This is a genomic window from Rhodopirellula europaea 6C (assembly GCF_000338295.1).
GTDB classification, from domain to species: Bacteria; Planctomycetota; Planctomycetia; order Pirellulales; family Pirellulaceae; genus Rhodopirellula; species Rhodopirellula europaea.
The window spans coordinates 146,457-164,330 of the sequence record NZ_ANMO01000216.1; the positions used below are offsets into that span (position 1 = coordinate 146,457).

General features: G+C 54.7%; 9 protein-coding genes. 3 read left to right on the forward strand and 6 right to left on the reverse strand.

The genetic code is table 11. The annotated features are described in order from the left end of the window. Window positions 1–411: 411 nt before the first annotated feature. Both RE6C_RS22755 and RE6C_RS22760 read right to left on the reverse strand, forming a co-directional pair. Complete coding sequence (locus RE6C_RS22755; RefSeq protein ID WP_039963108.1) at window positions 412–1,761, reverse strand: DEAD/DEAH box helicase; 1,350 nt, start codon at window positions 1,759–1,761, stop codon at window positions 412–414. 115 nt (window positions 1,762–1,876) lie between these two features. Beyond that, window positions 1,877–3,049, reverse strand: coding sequence for an ABC transporter substrate-binding protein (locus RE6C_RS22760; RefSeq protein ID WP_008660448.1), 1,173 nt, complete (start codon window positions 3,047–3,049; stop codon window positions 1,877–1,879). A gap of 654 nt (window positions 3,050–3,703) precedes the next feature. On the opposite strand from RE6C_RS22760, the gene RE6C_RS22770 reads away from it, so the two are divergent. Beyond that, on the forward strand, window positions 3,704–7,558 hold the full coding sequence (locus RE6C_RS22770; protein ID WP_008660450.1) for a hypothetical protein: 3,855 nt from the start codon (window positions 3,704–3,706) through the stop codon (window positions 7,556–7,558). Window positions 7,559–7,613: 55 nt separating this feature from the next. Here RE6C_RS22770 and RE6C_RS22775 read toward each other — a convergent pair whose 3' ends face one another. Together RE6C_RS22775 and RE6C_RS22780 are read right to left on the reverse strand one after the other, a co-directional pair. Further along, window positions 7,614–10,355, reverse strand: coding sequence for a PAS domain-containing sensor histidine kinase (locus tag RE6C_RS22775; RefSeq protein WP_008660452.1), 2,742 nt, complete (start codon window positions 10,353–10,355; stop codon window positions 7,614–7,616). 91 nt (window positions 10,356–10,446) lie between these two features. Continuing rightward, entirely contained in the window at window positions 10,447–11,691 is a 1,245-nt protein-coding gene (locus RE6C_RS22780) for an ABC transporter substrate-binding protein (RefSeq protein WP_008660453.1), read from the reverse strand. Window positions 11,692–12,090: 399 nt separating this feature from the next. Between RE6C_RS22780 and RE6C_RS29605 the strand changes: the two genes are divergently transcribed. Further along, the gene (locus RE6C_RS29605) at window positions 12,091–14,769 is read left to right on the forward strand and encodes a DEAD/DEAH box helicase (RefSeq protein WP_236618445.1); all 2,679 of its coding nucleotides are present in this window, start codon (window positions 12,091–12,093) and stop codon (window positions 14,767–14,769) included. Next, window positions 14,766–15,863, forward strand: coding sequence for a tetraacyldisaccharide 4'-kinase (gene lpxK / locus RE6C_RS22795; protein WP_008660457.1), 1,098 nt, complete (start codon window positions 14,766–14,768; stop codon window positions 15,861–15,863). Before RE6C_RS29605 ends, lpxK begins: the two co-directional genes overlap by 4 nt. Here the strand turns inward: lpxK and RE6C_RS22800 are convergent. Further along, the gene (locus RE6C_RS22800; protein ID WP_008660458.1) at window positions 15,836–17,053 is read right to left on the reverse strand and encodes a RimK family alpha-L-glutamate ligase; all 1,218 of its coding nucleotides are present in this window, start codon (window positions 17,051–17,053) and stop codon (window positions 15,836–15,838) included. The two genes, lpxK and RE6C_RS22800, sit on opposite strands and share 28 nt — an antisense overlap. 126 nt (window positions 17,054–17,179) lie before the next feature. Then, window positions 17,180–17,713: an ATP-dependent zinc protease family protein gene (locus tag RE6C_RS22805; RefSeq protein WP_008660459.1), complete on the reverse strand. Its 534-nt coding sequence runs from the start codon at window positions 17,711–17,713 to the stop codon at window positions 17,180–17,182. Window positions 17,714–17,874 lie beyond the last annotated feature (161 nt).

Sequence of the window (17,874 nt, forward strand, 5' to 3'; positions counted from 1 at the left end):
CCAACCCAATCCGCCGAACTTGTTGTGAATCTCGGAGCTTCAACGGACCGCGGAATTGCGGCCAATCAAAGATCAGTCGTGGATGACAAGGCTGATCTCACGGCGTTGCTGGGGATCGCACCGACGTCAATGTCGGGCAATTGGGGCGTGGCTCGCGCGATCAGTCCGACGAGTATAGTTGGGGTAAATAACGTCGCAAATTTTTGCGTCGTCGCGACTTACCGCAGCGTTCTCTCGCGGGATAAATGTGCCAATTGCACCGGTTCTGATGACGAAAGCGACCCAAGAATTACACCCACAGGAGGGGGCGGGAACGGTGGGTCAAAGGTCTCGCAACTCACAGCCGTCACAATCGACACAATCTTGCGTCAAGTTGGACGTTGGGTCTGCAAAAAAGTTCCCTGAACGAAATCAACGCCGGCGAGGGCGTTTTCGCGTCATAGGATTGAGGGTGCGACGTAGCTCTTTCTCTGGCTCGGGCGCCGCCGCGGCAACCGCTGCAGCCTTCTCGGCGGGCGATTCAAAACCCTCCATTTTGTCCCGAATCAGCAATTTATTGATGCGTTGCTCAATGCTGGTCAGAATATCGCCTTCTCCAGGAACGACGAACGTGTAGGCAACACCGTCGCGGCCCATCCGGCCAGTTCGGCCGACACGGTGGACGTAATCGTCGCAATCTTGAGGGACATCAAAATTGACGATGTGTGAGATCGTACTGATGTCAATTCCGCGTCCCACAACGTCCGTCGCAACGAGGAATTTCAGATTGCCATCGCGAAGTTTTTGGAGGACTCGGTCGCGTTCGCGTTGCTGCAAATCGCCGTGAATCGCACCGCAAGCTCCACCGTATTCATGAGAGAGCTTCCGATGTAGGCGATCCGTTCCGCGTTTCGTTCGGCAGAAAATGATCGCTTGTTCAGGTTTTTCGCGTTTCAGAAGCGATTCTAGCAGTTTGACTTTGTCGTCTTGAGCGATCGTGAAGTATCGCTGCTCGATCGTGTCGACAGCCATCTCGTCTCGGCAACAGTCAATCACGACCGGTTCGTGCATGTAGCTTTCGGCCAAGCGGCGAACGACCGGAGGAAGCGTTGCCGACAGCAGCAGCGTTTGCCGGTTCCGCGGGCACTTCCGCATGATTCGCTCAATTTGCGGCCGGAATCCGATGTCCAGCATACGGTCGGCTTCGTCCAGGACCACGCACCACACGTTGTTGGTTCGCAGTGTTCCTCGTTGCAGGTGATCGTGTACACGACCGGGGGTGCCGACGACGAGCTGAGTGCCATTTTCCAGCTGGCGTAGCTGGCGGTTCATGTTTTTGCCGCCGGATAAAACGGCGATTTCCGTCGGAACTCCACGAGCGAGCCGTTCGGCTTCGGCGGCGACCTGGTCAGCCAATTCGCGAGTCGGGACGATCACGATCGCTTGCGGGTCGCGACAATCTTCTAGGGAATCGAGCTGTTCGAGGATCGGAATGCTGAACGCGGCAGTTTTGCCGGTTCCCGTCCGAGCTTGGCCGATCACGTCTTTGCCATTCAAAGCGTGCGGGATCAATGCGGCCTGGATGGGCGACGGGGTTGTGAATCCCGCGTCTTTGACCGCTCGACGCATGATCGGCGACAAATCCAATTCGTCAAAGGAATCCATCTCTGGCGGGGTTTCCACCGGTCCAACGGATTCTAGCAGAGCAATTGTGTCGACCGGTTCTTCGAAGCGAGCTGGTCGTGATCCGCGTCCTGTACGCGGTGGGCGTTGATTTCTCATTCTGTTCATGCCCGGAAGTCTATCCTCAACTTGTCCTTTGCAACACTGATCAGATGCGGCGGGAACGCAATTTTTGTCGGGTTACGACCCGTAGATGCACCTGTGTCAGTCAAATTCACTCTCCTGAGACCGCCGGACGGAGGAGCCGAGCGATGTTTTCGTCGTCTTGATTGTTTGCCGTCGCGACGAAAACACCAGTATCAATGAATTGTTCCGGTGTTTCGCCACGAAGATGAGCGGCAATCGTTTTGACCGCCTGATAGCCCATCGCGACCGGGTCCTGCAGCACAATCGCGTTCACTTCGCCGGCCGAAAGGGATTCTCTTAGCGAGTCACTGCTGTCGAACGTGATCAGTTTGACCTTGCCGGCCAAGTTCCTTTCGCGGAGAGCACGCAGGGCTCCTTCGGCAGTTGGTTCACAGACGGTGCAGATTCCGTCGACTTCATCGCCAAACCGGTTCAGCAATGCCTGAGCTTTGTCGATGGCGGATTCCGTGGTGGTGCCAGCGTACTGGTCACTGCTTAAAACTCGGATGTTTGGGTACTCGGCGATGGAATACAGAAAACCCTCTTCGCGTTGATGAGTGCTTTCACTGCCTTGTTCGTACCTCAGCAAGATCACGTCACCGCCCTTTTCTCCCAAGGCGCTTGCCATCGCCTCGCCCGCCAGTTTGCCGCCTTCGAAGTTATCGGTTGCGACGTAGGAAACAAAATCGCCAGGGTCGGTGTTCAATCCGCTGTCGAAAATCACAACGGGCACACCAGCTCGGCTCGCTTCTTTCACGGGACGAACCAGCGCGTCGGCATCCAAGGGGGCGAGCAAGATTCCATCGACGCGAGCATTCAGGAATCCTTGAACGACATTGATTTGCTCATCGCGGTCGTTCGCTTTCGATGGGCCTCGGAAGGTGATCTTCGCACCGATTTCTTCGCCGGCTTGCTCTGCGCCGTGTTTGACGGATTGCCAGAAAATGTGAGTGGTGCTTTTGGGGATGACCGCGAAGTGCAACTCTTTGTTGCCTGAGTCGGCTGACGAGTCCGCAGGAGGCTGGCAGCCAGCGCAGGCCAGCAACATGACGACCGGCACGAGACAGAATGAGCGACGAACGAGGTTTGCTAGCAATTGACCAATCGAAGCACTTGAGCCAGTCGCGTTGATCAAGCCTCGGTGATCCGATGTTGCTGCAGAGTGATGACGCAACTCGGCGGAACGTGACGCGGCAGATGAGGGATCACCCGTAGAAACCTGTGAATTTTTCTCGGTGTTGGAATGTGAAGAGAACTGCATGGAAGGAGTTGGCTTTGACGGGAGTGAAAAGAAAATCGATAAAGTTTTCACGCTGATTCTAAACGATTCTCGGGACCAAAATGACTCGGAGTCAAAGGACCATCAAGAACCTGAAAGAGTTTTTACGAACTCGGCTTGACCCATGAAAGCGGCCCCCGCTAAGTTGCCCCCATCGTCGCAAACGGACCTCCAACCCGGTCCGATTGCGACGTGCGAAGTTTTGAAATCGCATCTCGCATCGGTCGTCTTTTAGTTTTTGATTGAGAGATTGGCTGCGAGATTCTCAAGACGTTTGGATGGTCACGGATCGACCTAGAAACGCTTGTTAGGATTTTGAAATGACGGACGTTCGGTTGGTGATCACAAGGATGTGCTCACTCGATCGAACAAACCGACCACCGGCTCCCGGAACAGAAGCGCGTTGTCCTCCGCCCCCCTAGGACCTCGTACTTTCCGGGAGCTTTTTTTATGCGCCGACCGAGCACTTGATGAGAACTCGTTCTGTTCAAGCGTGATGGCGTTGTTGATCGGTCAACGACGGATGACGACGGACTCCCGCCGACGCTGAACTCGGGCGATGGTTTCAAAAACGTCTCTTGGGGTCGTTCGTCTAAAAGGAGTATGCTTAGCCACGCCGCACCACAATGGAAGAGGATGCGAGCTTACTTTTCATGGATTGAATCGATGGCGATGCGACGCAAAGCGGGCCGGAACTACGACCTCGATGCCAAATTGGGTGTCATGGAACGTTCGCAAGAAGTTCGCACTCGGAGCCGACGTCAGGGCCGACTGCAACGCAAAAGAACACTGGTTTTGGTGCTTTTCGTTTTTGCTGTTCTCGGTATTGGTGCTTTTCCCAGTCTCATCAGTCATTCGCCGATGGGACGTTCGTTGTTGGTGCGAACGCTTGACTCGTATGATTTGGATGCGGACGTTGCTTCGATGCAGTTTGGTTGGCTGACGCCTCTGCAAATTCAAGGCTTGCACCTGGTCGGGCGCACCGGTGGATCCGAGATCACTGTTGACGATTTGCAAACTTCGATTTCACTGAGCAACCTTTGGTCGGGCGATCCTCAAACGGGACAATTCGGCGAGGTGCTGGTCCGAGGGGTACAGCTATCTTGCACTGTTGATAATGGAACCACTTCGATCGAACAGGATTTGGCAAAGCTTCTCGTCCCGACTGATGAACCATCCAACTTCATCCCGCGAGGCACGGTCAAAATCCAAGATCTCGCAATCCAGGCGACCGATGCATCGAGCAACCAAACATGGACGCTGAGCCAATCCCACGCGAACGCGATTCTCGATGCTTCTTTACTAGATGTCACCTTTGACGGTGTCTTGAGCCAACCCGGCGGTGGCGACGGATCGCTGGCGGGACAACTTAAGTTAGCGATGGATCCAGCCAACGTTTCCGCCGATGGCGAGCAGTTGGCGGTTGAAATCGACGCCGACTCACTGCCGCTTTCCGTTCTCACCTTGGCTCAACGACGCTTCCCCAGCAGCGAATTGCCGACGGCAATCACAGGAGACGTCTCAGGGAAGACACAACTGATTCTGACCGGATCGGGAGAACCCAATCTCGTTTTGCGTCAATTGTATGTTCGGAACTTGGTGGCGGCTGATGCTCAGACCGGCCGGAAGTTGTGGGACAACGAGTTGGCGACTTTCGACGGCGATTTGCAAATTCGCGGCGGACGAGTCAACGCACGGCAAATTGCTGCGAAGACGGATTTCGCCAGCGTGCAAATGAATGGATTATTCCCTGATTCGGTTTCATTGGCGGGAACGTCAACGAATCCATTGGCTTGGCTGAACCAAGTGGACGCAACCGCGACGGTTCAAGTGAACCTGCCACGATTGCGACGCGCATTGCCAGAGTTGTTGCCTTTGCGAAACGGAGTCACGTTGGTCGATGGGATCGTCGAGGCTCGGATCGAACCCATCGCGAACGGACGGTCCGCGGCTCTTGGTGGCGAAAACGTCCGGCGTCGTCGCTTGGTCATCCGCAGCGGTGTCATCCAGGCTCAATCCGATGGAGGCGAAGTCCGAGTTGCCCCCATCGACGTGTTGGCGGTCGTTGCCAGCGATTCTCAAAGACTTTTCGCCGAGCAATTTGAACTCGAAAGCCCATTTGCGGCGATCAATGGCCAGGGCGACTTGCGAAGCGGATCGGCGAATGTGGACATTAACTTTGGAAAGCTTGCCCGAATCTTGCGTCCTTTGATTGACTTGGACGAACGAAGGTTGGAAGGCAATGTCCAAGGCGGGCTGCAATGGAACGCTCAGAACGACGGGTTGTGGCGTCTGCGTGGGGATGGACGAATGACAGGATTGGCAATCGAGCTGACTCCTGGACAAAGCTTTCAACCTTCCTCGTTACGGTCGCAATTGGACGTGACCGGGCGTTGGCAATCGAGTGGTGGTGGACACTTGACGGAATTGACCAGCGGAAAGCTGAATGTTCTCGGTGACGGTCTCGAGGCAGACGTCGAGTTGGTGCAGGCGATCTCTGGTTTGGATGCCGACCGATTGATTCCATTGCGAATGAGCGGACAAGGTCAACTCAATGCAATCGCGCAGACATTGGCACCCTGGATGCCTACCGGTTATGAGTCACTTCAAGGCGGTTTCCGGTTCAACGCTCGAGGTGGCATGAGCCAGTCCGGTGCGGCGTTGCTGGAATCGGTGGACGCCCAAATCACACAACTGGAAGTTCCCTTGTCGGAGCAGGTTTGGGAACAGCAACTCGTGAAGCTGCATTTTGATGGCAAGGCGAGCTACCCACAGCAGGACGTGATCATTCGTTCGATGACGGTTGCCGGGGACGCCGCATCCGCCGCCATTCAGGGTGAATGGATCGGTGGGATGACCGATATCGAAGTTGCATGGCAAGCGGAACTGGAACGATTGCAAAGCAGTGTGCGGGAACGAATGGCAACTCGTCCGCAGGATCCACGGCTATCGCAATCCAATCCAAAATCGCGATCCGTCCAACAAGTTGCTTTCCGCAACACGGGAGCAGGCAACACCGAATCCAGTGAATGGTTGCTGCGAGGGAAAATGGAAGGCAGCATCGTGGCAACCGGCGACCCCGCGGTCTTGTTCCTCGACTCGCATCTGACCGGACGACAGTTCGAACTCGTCGAGACTGTCCCGCCGACATCTGTCAATTTTAGTAGCACCAAGCGTGTTGTTTGGGCCGAACCCAATCTTCGCATTGATGGTCGGGCTGAATGGAACATGCAGGAATCATCGCTTCAGGCCAAAGCGATGCAGATCGCCGGCGACTGGTTCGCGACGACTCTTTCGGGAACCGTCGATTGGAAAGGCGAGCAGCAATCGTTGCGTATGGAAGGCCCCGCGAATTTCAAAATGGACGAAGTCGCGCGGCGACTCACCGATTTGACTGGCACATTGATCGTTGCCGAGGGAGTCCACCCGACTCCTTTGAAATTGCAGTATGTGCAAGGGCCTAAGGATCAAGTTTCCTTCAACGTGGACGGCAGTTTGGGATGGGAAAGCGTCGACGCGGCGGGAATGTGGTTTGGACCCGCAGAAGTTCCATTCAAGATGACTGAATCTGTTGTCTCCATCGCACCGAGCACCATTCCGGTGCTCGGCGCCAGTCGCTACGTGGAACAACAATATGGCCCGATTGTCGCACCGTTGGATTATGACCCTAACGATCCCGCAACCTATCAAGTGGCGAACAGCAATTCAGCTGCAAATGGCAGATTCTTGTTGGCGGGAGATGTTCACTATCGCCCCGCTATTTGGATTGATTTGAAGCCGGGGCCGATCGCGAAGAATGTCCAACTCACTCCTGAGATCACCGGGCAGTGGCTGAAGTACATTGCCCCGATCGCAGCGGATGCCGCTCGAGTCGATGGAACGTTCAGTGCAACGCTGGAACAAGGAATGGTTTCGATTGACAACCCGAATCAATCGACGATTCGAGGACGGTTGGAAGTGGATCAAGTTCGCATGAACGCCGGACCGTTGGCCGATCAGGTGATCGCGGGTGCACGTCAGTTGCAATCACTTGCCGCGTTGGGTTCACGAGCCAATCCACCTCGCAGTGGTCGCACCTTGATAACGATGCCAGCACAAACGATTGAGTTCAATGTCGCCGGTGGGGTCGTCGATCACCGTGCATTACTTTTAGAAATTGACCGAGCCAAGGTGACCACCAGCGGCCGAGTGACGATGGATGGGCAGTTAGATTTGATCGCCCAAATACCGCTGGACGCTTCTTGGATCGGTAGCGACTTGAGTGCACTGACCGGTCAAACGATTACCATTCCGGTCAACGGAACCTTGGATCGTCCTCGTTTGGATTCGTCAGGAATCCAGCGGATTGTGGCTGATATGGGAACACGTGCGGCTCAAGAAGCCGGTGCGAACTTCTTGCAGGAGCAAATTGGTAGGGGCCAGCAACAGCTCGAAGACAGTCTGAACAAGGGCTTCGAGAAGCTGCGAATCGACAAATTGTTTGGTCGTTGATACAGCGAGGCAGCTGCACGTTGGGGTCAGTTAGCGAGGATGTCCCTCACCCAAATCAAACTACAGCCGATGCAAACTCACTTGGGACCAGCGTTCCTGCTACGTCAGCGATTGGTTTGTCAGACGCTTTCTGGCGATGATTTTGACGTGGTAGACAGAGCGTGAAGAGAGTTCCTTCGCCGAGATCACTTTGAATCTCTACCGTTCCGCCATGCAGTTTGGTAATGACGTCGTAAGTGATTGACAATCCCTGGCCGGTGCCCTTGCCAACCTCCTTCGTCGTGAAGAATGGTTCAAAAGCTTTTGCCTTTACCTCATCCGACATTCCAGGCCCGTTGTCGCGAATTTCGATGTAAACGTTTTCTTCATCGAATCGTGTCTTCACATCAATTTTGCCCAGTCCAGAAGAGCCATCGTCAGTCACTTCACCGATGGCGTCGGCTGCGTTGATGATCAGATTCAGGAACACCTGACTGAGTTCAGCCGGCAGGGCATCGATGGTGGGTAGGCCGTTATCGAGCGAAAGCTCGACTTCAGCGACACACTTCCAACGGTTGCGACTGAGAATGCTTGAATCACGAATCAGTGTGTTGATATCAGTGTCGCTTTTGACCTGAGATCCCGGATGCGACATGACTCTCATCGCCCGGACAATTTCGACGACTCGTTTGGCCGCGGTCGAGGTCTCTTCAATCGCCATCGGGAACTGTGAACGAATAAAGTCGAAACGATTTGTTTCGAGGATCTTCGCCACGTTTTCTAGGCGATCTTCACGTTCCTCAGGACTCATCTCCAGCAATCCTCGGAACGTATCAGCCACAGTCAGCAGACGATCCGAATGTTCTTGGAGGAAATCGATGTTGCCGCCGATGCACTGCATGGGTGTGTTGATTTCGTGTGCGATACCAGCAGCGAGCTGTCCGATGGACTCCAGCTTCTGAGCTTGAAGCAGTTTGTTTTCGAGTTTCTTGTAGACCGTCATGTCCGTCGCGCAGGCGACGAAAACCTGCTCGGACTTGTGTTCGATCGTGAGCGTACGAACATGAACGGGATATTGCGTTCCGTCGGATCGAACATGAGTAGTCTCGTATTCCGCTTCGACCGCATCGCTGTTGATGATCGGTTTGAGATGTTCTTTCAATCTCTCGCCATTGGATTCGTCCATGAAGTTCAAGAGTGTTTTGCCACGGTACCCTGATTCGTCAATGAGCAAATTTTGGCAGGCGGCATTATTGACCTCCAGCAATTCAAAGGTCCGCATGTCGAACACGTAAATTTCGCTCGGGCACTCCGCTTGAATTTTGGCCAAACCGTTGAGCCGTTCCTCCGCAGCTTTCCGCTCGGTAATGTCGATGTAAGCTCCGACCAAACCAACGCTTTCATTATTGAGATTGCACAACGGTGTCTTGCTAGCCAGGACGATGAACTGTTTTCCATCGGAACGTTGCTTCGCCATCTCCTGGTTCTTGATGGGGATTCCAAAATGCATGATCGAATCCTCGAGCACATTTTTGTGTTCACGAGTTTCTGGTTTCCAAGGAAGTTCGATGTCGGTTTTGCCAACGATTTCGGCTTCTGATGACAGCCCTATCCATTCCGCGAAAGAGCGGCTGCATCCTTGGTAGACTCCGGCTTTGTCTTTCCAGTAAAGAGGAATGGGGAGGTTGGATAGCACGGAGCCAAGAAACAGTTGCTCGTTCGCCAAGTCGGTTGCCGTTTTATCAATCGCGTCGACCTGCATCGCGATGTCTTGCGATACCTTGCGGGTGAGTATGAGGAACACCAGTCCCAAAATGGCCCCAGAGGCGAGGTTGATCCTCCAGACGTTTCGAATTGCTCTGGCAAAGCTTTCTGCATATCGGTTCTTCAACGTCGTGCCGGCGAACGCGAGCCTGCTTCGCTCTTGTTCGAGCACGTTCGCATGCTCCGTTGCGAGTTCGCTGAGACGCTGACGCTCCGATCTGCTTTCCGCGAGTGCAAATTGCAAGGCGAGGAGCCCGGGCGATTCAAGGTTTGAATCTTCCGTTTGTCCGCTATCGGCCATGTTGCTTGGCAGTGGGTTGAAAATGGTGGTTTCAATTTGCTGAACCACGTCCAGCTTCCCAATTTCTTCAGTTGATGCTTTTAGTCGCAACAAGAGCGGGCGAATTTTATTCTCGCTCATGTCTGCCAAGTCATCGACATCAGGAGTCGTCATTAGCTGGCTGAGGTAGAAACGAAGTTGTTTGATATCGCCGCTGAGTTGGTTGGTCAGCGTCGAACCGGCACAGTCCTTCAGGATGTCCGCAATCGGTTTGGGGGTTTTTGAAAGATGACTTCGCAGTCCAAGTGCCAAACGTAGGCGTTGAATGCCACGTTGGTTCTCAGCCGTCTGCAGCAGTTCAGCGAGGATCAAGTTCAATTCGGAGTATCGCTGTTGAGCCGTTGCGGTGAGATAGGTGTGTCGGTTTTTCCACGCTTCCGCTTCGATGCTCCATTCCTTCAGCGGTTCCATTGTGATTCGAAGCTGCTTTTCGCCTTGAAGGCAAAGAGCGGCATTGAGTGAATTGCAGGTGTTTTGGACTAGTGACAGTTCTTCTCGCCAATTGTCGTATTGACGGTTCAAGAAGTCCTTGTTTAACGCCGTTGATTCCGAAAGTAGTTGGGTTGCTTCGTGATTGCGGCTGACGGTCGCTCGGCTCATCGCTAGTCTCGCCTCGTTGACTTGGGCTTCGATAGCGTTGGCTTTTGCGCGACTGTCTTCGTGCCAATTCAACAGAGCGGTTGCGATGACGAAGAACAGAATGCCGCTGCACACCGCAGTTGCACTGAGCCACCGTACTCGGCGTTGAGCGTCATGAGCATTTCTTGACGGTTGTTTCGTTGTCCCATGATCGGCGTCGTTTAGACTATTCACGAAGCAGTTCCTTCCACGAGAGTGACTGGCTTCCATCAGCGTTTATCAAAACAGGCCAAACCTTGCTGCTGGCTTGATGGTCCTCGACGTCCAGCGTCAATGGCGTGCCCAAGCCGATGTCGAATTGCCCGAGTTGTTCCAAGGCCGTCAAGATGGACGACCGACTGATCTCGCCACTAATTGAATTGACCGCCCTTATCAGGATTCGTCCGACGACATAGCCCTCCAGCGACACGAACGATAACGGCAGATCGGGATCGTAATCATGCATTGCGTCGCGATATTCGCAGACGATTGGGAGGTCGCTATCGAAATGAGGAACCACCTGTGTCGCGACGATCCCGTTGGCCAGATCGCCGAGCGATCGTTGAAGTGCATCGGCGCCCACGAACGAGACCGCTAGGAACTGAGGGTTGAAATCGTTCATGCGTGCCAAGCGAACTAGCTTCGAGCAGGGCTCGTAAGTGCCAACCATAATGACGGCTTTTGGCAGTGGCTGATGCATCAGCAGATCAGCGAGTCCGTCCTCGACTTGTGATGTGTTGCGACGGTAACGACCGTGCGGAACGCTGGATACTTTGACGGGTTGGTGTCGTCGTATCGCAGCCAAGCCGCCAAAGAAGCCGTCATCACCGTAACTGTCGTTTTGAGTAAAGAATCCAATCTCTTCGGGCTTGATGCCTTTGGCTACCAAAGCATCGACCATCGCGGCTGTTTCTTCTGCGTAGCTGGCTCTGTAGTTGATGACATAGTCGGCTGAATCTGCTTTTCGCAGCGCGCTGGCTCCTGTGAACGCACCAAAAAATGGTGTTTTGGTTTGCTGTGCGATCGGGATCGCGGTGATCGCAGTGGGGGTTCCGACGTTGCCGACGACTGCCAGCACGTTGTGCTCGTTGGTCAGTCGATGCATATTCGGAGCGGTGCGGGCCGGTTCGTAGCCATCGTCGAGGGCGATGAGCTCGAGCGTGTTGAACGGAAGACGATTTTTCGCCGTCGCCTCATCAAACGCGGCCAGGATCCCATGTCGCATGTTGATACCAAGTTCCGCGGCCGGTCCGCTCAAAGCGGTCGACATCCCGAAAATCAATGGTTGCGCATCGACGGGTGACGCAGTGAGTGACTTCGGCGTTTCTCCACCGACTGACGGTGTGCCAACGCAGACGACCGCGAAGATGGTCGCCAGTGTTAAGTGCTGTTTGAGCGAAAGTGCTCGCGCAGTTGCCCCAATAGTCTTCATGAAAGATTGCCCCTTATGTGAAAGACTCACAGGGAACCTAGTTCCTGAATGTTCCACACCACATGAGTCTTAGGTGAATCAAATCGGTGCAGCAGCCAAACAAACGTGTTCGTGATGGTCGTGTCGAAAATGGAGGCGATTTGCGAGTCGTTGGTTTCAAACGGCGCCCGTCCAAAAATGGAGGGTCTCAACACGGTCGAACGCTGGGATCGCGGTGAGTTTAAAATTTCCGATTTTGACGACAATGAACGGTCAACAGTCTCGCTGATCGACGACCGAATTGTGGCTTCGGCGTGGGATGCTCCATTGCGATTGAGTTGTGGGTACGCAGACGAACTAAGCTGGAGGTTGATTGAAAGCGAAGTCATAGGCATGTGACGAAGGCGGAGAAGGTGCCCGTTGTGCCTGCCCCAATTTGCCGGTGTTGTGATACAAAGACGGCATGAACGCCAACTCGCCGTCGACACCCGAGCCCCTTCCCCCCGCCCTACCACGGTCGAGCCTGATCTCGATCGAGACACGTTGGCGGAGGAGTATTTTGAGCTGCTTGCCTACGAGCCGTATCCGGTTCAAGAGGAAGCGTTGCTGGCGTATTTCACTGGAAATACGCAGCGGACCGAAGATGGACCAGCGGCTCAGCATGGGGTGCTCGTCTGTGCACCGACGGGCACTGGCAAGACGTTGATCGCCGAGGCTGCTGTCTACGAAGCGTTGCGGACCGGCAAACGGATGTACTACACGACGCCATTGATCGCTCTGACCGATCAAAAACTGGACGAACTCAGAGAGTCGGCCGTGCGATGGGGATTCTCAGCGGACCAGGTTGGTTTGGTGACCGGCAACCGCAGCGTCAATCCGGACGCTCCGGTGTTGGTGGTTGTCGCCGAAATTTTGCTCAATCGTTTGCTCAACCCGGAGGCATTTGAATTCGACGACGTCACGTGCGTGGTGATGGACGAGTTTCACTCGTTCAACGATTACGAACGTGGGGTGGTTTGGGAGCTGACGCTTGGATTGCTACCCAAGCACGTTCGGACATTGCTGTTGAGTGCGACGGTCGGCAACTCCATGGCATTCACGAGTTGGTTGCGAAACGCTCACGGTCGAAACCTTCAGTTGGTGCAAGGCACAGAGCGAAAGGTCCCACTGCAGTACGAGTGGGTTGAAGACGATTTGCTGAACGAGTTCTGTGAGAAAATTGCGGCCGGTGATGACGAAGAACGTCGAACTCCAGCATTGCTGTTTTGTTTCAGTCGATCGATGTGCTGGACCAATGCTGAAATGCTCAAAGGCAAATCGCTGATCGACAAAGCACGCCAGAAGGAGTTGTCCGACATCCTGAACGCCTCCGATTTCACCAATGGTGTTGGCCCAAAACTCAAGCAAATACTGATGCGAGGCGTTGGAGTTCACCACGCCGGAATTCTTCCTCGTTATCGCCGAATCGTCGAAGAGTTGTTTCAAAAGAAGCTGCTCAGCATCTGCGTTTGCACTGAAACGCTTGCAGCTGGCATCAATTTGCCAGCACGTAGCGTGGTTTTGCCGAGTTTGCTGAAGGGGCCACGTGACAAGAAGAAGTTGGTCGACATCGCTTCGGCGCAGCAGATCTTTGGTCGTGCCGGACGTCCCCAGTTTGATGATCGAGGCTACGTGTTCGCCTTGGCTCATGAGGACGACGTCAAAATCAATCGATGGCGTCAAAAATACGATTCCATTCCGGAGGACACCAAGGATCCGGGATTGTTGAAGGCGAAAAAACAACTGAAGAAGAAGATGCCAAAACGCCGGGCCGGTGAATCGTATTGGACGCAAACTCAGTTCGAACAATTACAGGTCGCCAAATCGGCGGATCTGTCCAGTCGCGGAAAGGTGCCTTGGCGGTTGCTCGCGTACTTGTTGTCCAAAGATCAAAACGTCGAGCCGATTCGTGATTTGGTGGGGCGCCGGTTGATGACGCCTTCGCGGATCGAGGTGGCTCAAAAGGATCTCAATCGGATGCTGATCACGATGTGGTCGGGCGGTTACATCGAGTTGGATCCACCACCCCGAATTGCCGCCGAACGAAAGCCCACGCCAAAGGGAACCAAACCTGGGCAACCAAAGCCGGGAACAAATGAGCCCGAGCCGGTTGCAACCGGTGGGTTGTTTGGTGAGTTGTTGGACGAAATGCGGGCGGCGGAACCTGAATCGAAGCCCGAGGAATCCGCGGGGGAAAATCAGACGCTCGACGACGCGGAAGCTCTCGCCAAACGCGGTTACGAGCTTGAGGATTACCGACCGGAAACTGCCAAACCGACCGTTCGGCTGGAGCGGCTGGTTCAGCTGAAAAGTGTCAATCCGTTGTTCGGCGTTTTCATGGCGGATCAGTTGGCGGACGCCGATGAACAAGAACGCATTGCGGCGATGGAAAGCATGCTGGAGGTGCCGGGGTCGGTCGCGAAATTTGCCCGCATGCCATCATACGACATCGTCCCGCCGGGTGCCTTGGCCCAAAATCGTTTGGACGCGCTGCTGCTGCAGCGGGGGCTGGCCACGATGGAAGAACTGGGCGGCGGCAAAGAGGAGGAAGAAGAAGAGGTGAAGGACCGCGGGTTTGGGCGAGTGATGTTCGAGGAACCTCGGGTGTGGCCGCTGACCATCGGCGAAAAGCTACTGCGATTGTTCCGAGATGAATTCCCGAAGGTCGATGACGTGCGAGTTCGCCCGGTGTGGATCGTGGGCGAATTGCTGGAATTCGGGGGCGATTTCAATAAGTATGTCACGGCGAGAAAGCTTCAAAAGGAAGAAGGCATTCTTTTCAGGCATTGCTTGCGAATGATTTTGCTGTGCGACGAAATGGCGAATGTGCCTCCTAAGGGAACCACTGTTGAGACGTGGGAGGATTGGTTGGACGACATCGCTGACACTTTGACGGAAGCTTGCCGGAAGATCGACCCGCAAAGCACGGATGAAATACTGAGTCAGTCCGAATCGCCCCTGACGGATGATTTAACCGGTGGTCGCCGCAACACCGGCAGCAAAAATACCAAACCATTGATCAGCGAATCAGCTGAGAATGAGGAACAATCGACACCATGAGTTGGGACTATCGACCGCTGCTGAGCGGCCAATCTCGAGATCCTTTTTCGTCGATGGCTCGAGGAGCTCTGTGGTGTGCCAGTGGATTCTACAACGCGGCCGCCCGGCATCGACGTCGGCAATACGACAGCGGCAATCGTGAAACCTGCCACGCTGGGGTTCCGGTCATCAGCGTTGGCAATCTGACCACCGGCGGGACGGGGAAGACGCCGGTCGTGGCAGATCTGTGTCGTCGGCTTCGTGCGATGGACTTTCGAGTGACGATCGTCAGTCGGGGCTACGGTGCTAGCGATGGCCGAATGAACGATGAGGCGATGGAGCTTCAAGAGCGTTTACCCGACGTGCCGCACGTGCAGCACCCCGACCGAGTCGAAGCCGCTCGCATTGCGGTGGAAGAGTTGGCCGCGGAGGTTTTGGTCATGGACGATGGGTTTCAGCATCGCCGTCTGCAAAGAGATTTGGACATTGTTGTCGTGGATGCGACTTGCCCGTTTGGGTATGGGCACGTTCTGCCACGAGGGACATTGCGTGAACCGCTCGACAGCTTCACTCGTGCGGATTGGGTTTTGATCACCCGGGTCGATCAAGTCGATCCAGAGGAAGTCCTGGCGATACGGTCCACGATCGCTCAATATGCTCCTGACTGCCCGGTGCTCGAAACGGAGCACCGCCCGTCAACGATTCAGAGTTCCGTTGGAGATTGGGAGGCGATCGAGGTTTTGGTCGATCAACCGGTCGCGTTGGTATCAGCCATTGGCAACCCCGACGCGTTTGAGCAAACCGTTCTGGATTGTGGTGCGATCGTGGTCGATCATCTTCGACTGCCCGACCATGATTCGTATGAAAGAGCGACTCGCGAGAAATTGCGTTCTTGGGTCACCAAGTTGAAAGGCGGCCCGCAACCGCCGCAACGTCTGCTTTGCACTCACAAAGACGCTGTGAAGTTAGCGACCGATTCCATCGCCGGAGTGCCTTTGGGCTACATGCCCATCGAACTTGCCTATCGTACTTCCGAAGAACCGCTTCAACTGCGGTTAGAATTGTTGATGGGTGGCTCGGTGGAAAATCAGTCGTCGCGAGAAGATTCGGCGTGAATGGTCGCGGCCGAATCGGGTAGGCGTTTTATTTTAGGACGACGCTGCTTGCGGACTTTTTCCGGAACCATGCCCCGCATCGCCTCCAGCTTTCCAAAACAAAGCAATCGGTCGTGCGGTTCCAGCGTTCGTTTCAATCGTGGGTTAGGGATCACCGTCGTGCCTCGGTAGAGCGTCAGCACATTGATGTCCAATTCGGGCAAACCGGATTCGTCGATGGTCTTGCCGACGTAGTCCGATCCATCGCGGACGTGCAACTCAGTCACGCCGTATCCGCGGCTGACGGTCAAACGCTGGCGAACGTCCACTTCGGGAAAGTCAACTTGTGCGGACATGTAATCGATGATCGCTCCAGCGATGTCGAGCTTGGTTGCCGATTCAATGCCTTCCAAACCCGGTGAAGAATTGACTTCCATCACCTGCGGACCGTTGGCCCCCTCGAGCATGTCGACTCCGGCAACTCGCAGGCCCATGATTTGAGCGGCCCGGACGGCGGTTTCTGCGTAGGTTTCATCCAAAACCACCGCTTCAGTTTGACCGCCACGGTGAACGTTGCTGCGGAACTCATTGCCAACGGCCACACGACGCATCGCGGCGACCACGCGATCGCCAATCACGAACGCCCGAATGTCTTTGCCGCGGCTTTCGGCGACAAACTGTTGAACCAGCACGTTCTGCTTGGTGCTTTGCAAAGTTTCGATGATTGCTTCGGCGACCTTGACGTTCTCGGCTAGGATCACGCCAACGCCTTGGGTTCCTTCCAGCAATTTGATGATCACGGGAGATCCACCAACACGCTCGATCGCGGGAAGGATGTCTTTGCGGTCGCGAACAAACGTCGTTTTGGGAATCCCGATTTGATGTCGAGACAGAATTTGCAAGCTACGCAGTTTGTCCCGCGAGTTGCTGATTCCTGCCGATGAGTTGGCGCAGAACACATCCATTTGCTCGAATTGCCGGACAACCGCGGTGCCAAAGTAGGTGATCGATGCACCGATACGAGGAAGTACACCGTCGTAGTCGCTGAGTTGCTTGCTGCGATAGTAGAGATCGGGTTCACCTTCGGCCAAGTCGATCGCGAACTTCAGCGTGTTTAGAACTTTGGCTTTGATGCCTCGTTGTTCGGCAGCTTCCACCAATCGTCGTGTGCTGTAACAACGTGGCGAACATGACAGGATGGCAAGTTTCAAGGGTTTTCTCTCAGGATGCTGGGAGTTGCTGAAGGTGGACCACAGGACCCGGCAACGGATGCTTCCGAAGCGAGTGTAAAGGCAGTGTCTATCTTCGACCGAGTGCGACGGTCACGTTACGGCGATTCAGTTCAACGGTGGTTCTGTCCCATTGGGACGTTTGCGTCTTCTGCGGCCGGCCAAAAACGATGCGGCGGAATCGACTAAGAATCGATTTCGAATCGCTTCGCGGCCCACCAGCATACGAAAACCCATTGAGTCACGATTGGCGAGGGTCAGATCCACCAACACTCGGCGTCGTAGGATTTCAAGTGCGGTGCGAATCACGATCCGTTCGCTGACATTGCCGTTGCTGCTGCGCACATGGCGACGCTCCAGAATCGGCACATCGGCTTCGATGTGCAGGTCGTCACGACGCTGGACGGGGTGAATCGAGAAGCGAACCCGCTCCACATCGTTCTCGAAATACGTTTCCACATCGAACGCGTGCAACGAGCTGGACCGTGCACCCGTGTCAATCTTGGCCTTAATGTGTCGAACTTTTAGCTCTGGCAATCCAACCCACTCACGCCACCCGATCACGACCAACGGGTCTGTTGGCAACAATTTCGAGCCGTTGAATTCCGTTTCAGGATGATGAGGGCTAGGATCGTTTGTCATTGGCCATCATTGGTGGATAGGATCGCAAATGGCTGGTCGAATCGGTCGTGCGTGACAACCGAAGCTATCAGTCATTCAGCGTTGGGCTCTCCATCGATTGAGCGCATACGATGAGCGATGGGATGCGTGCAGATTGACGATTGAGAGTGGGAAACGTCAAG

Excerpts from the sequence above, each read along its gene's own strand:
- RE6C_RS22755 (WP_039963108.1), bottom strand. The coding sequence starts at position 1,761 with ATGAGAAATCAACGCCCACCGCGTACAGGACGCGGATCACGACCAGCT.
- RE6C_RS22805 (WP_008660459.1), bottom strand. The coding sequence starts at position 17,713 with ATGACAAACGATCCTAGCCCTCATCATCCTGAAACGGAATTCAACGGC.
- RE6C_RS22770 (WP_008660450.1), top strand. The coding sequence starts at position 3,704 with ATGCGAGCTTACTTTTCATGGATTGAATCGATGGCGATGCGACGCAAA.
- RE6C_RS22760 (WP_008660448.1), bottom strand. The coding sequence starts at position 3,049 with ATGCAGTTCTCTTCACATTCCAACACCGAGAAAAATTCACAGGTTTCT.
- lpxK (WP_008660457.1), top strand. The coding sequence starts at position 14,766 with ATGAGTTGGGACTATCGACCGCTGCTGAGCGGCCAATCTCGAGATCCT.
- RE6C_RS22780 (WP_008660453.1), bottom strand. The coding sequence starts at position 11,691 with ATGAAGACTATTGGGGCAACTGCGCGAGCACTTTCGCTCAAACAGCAC.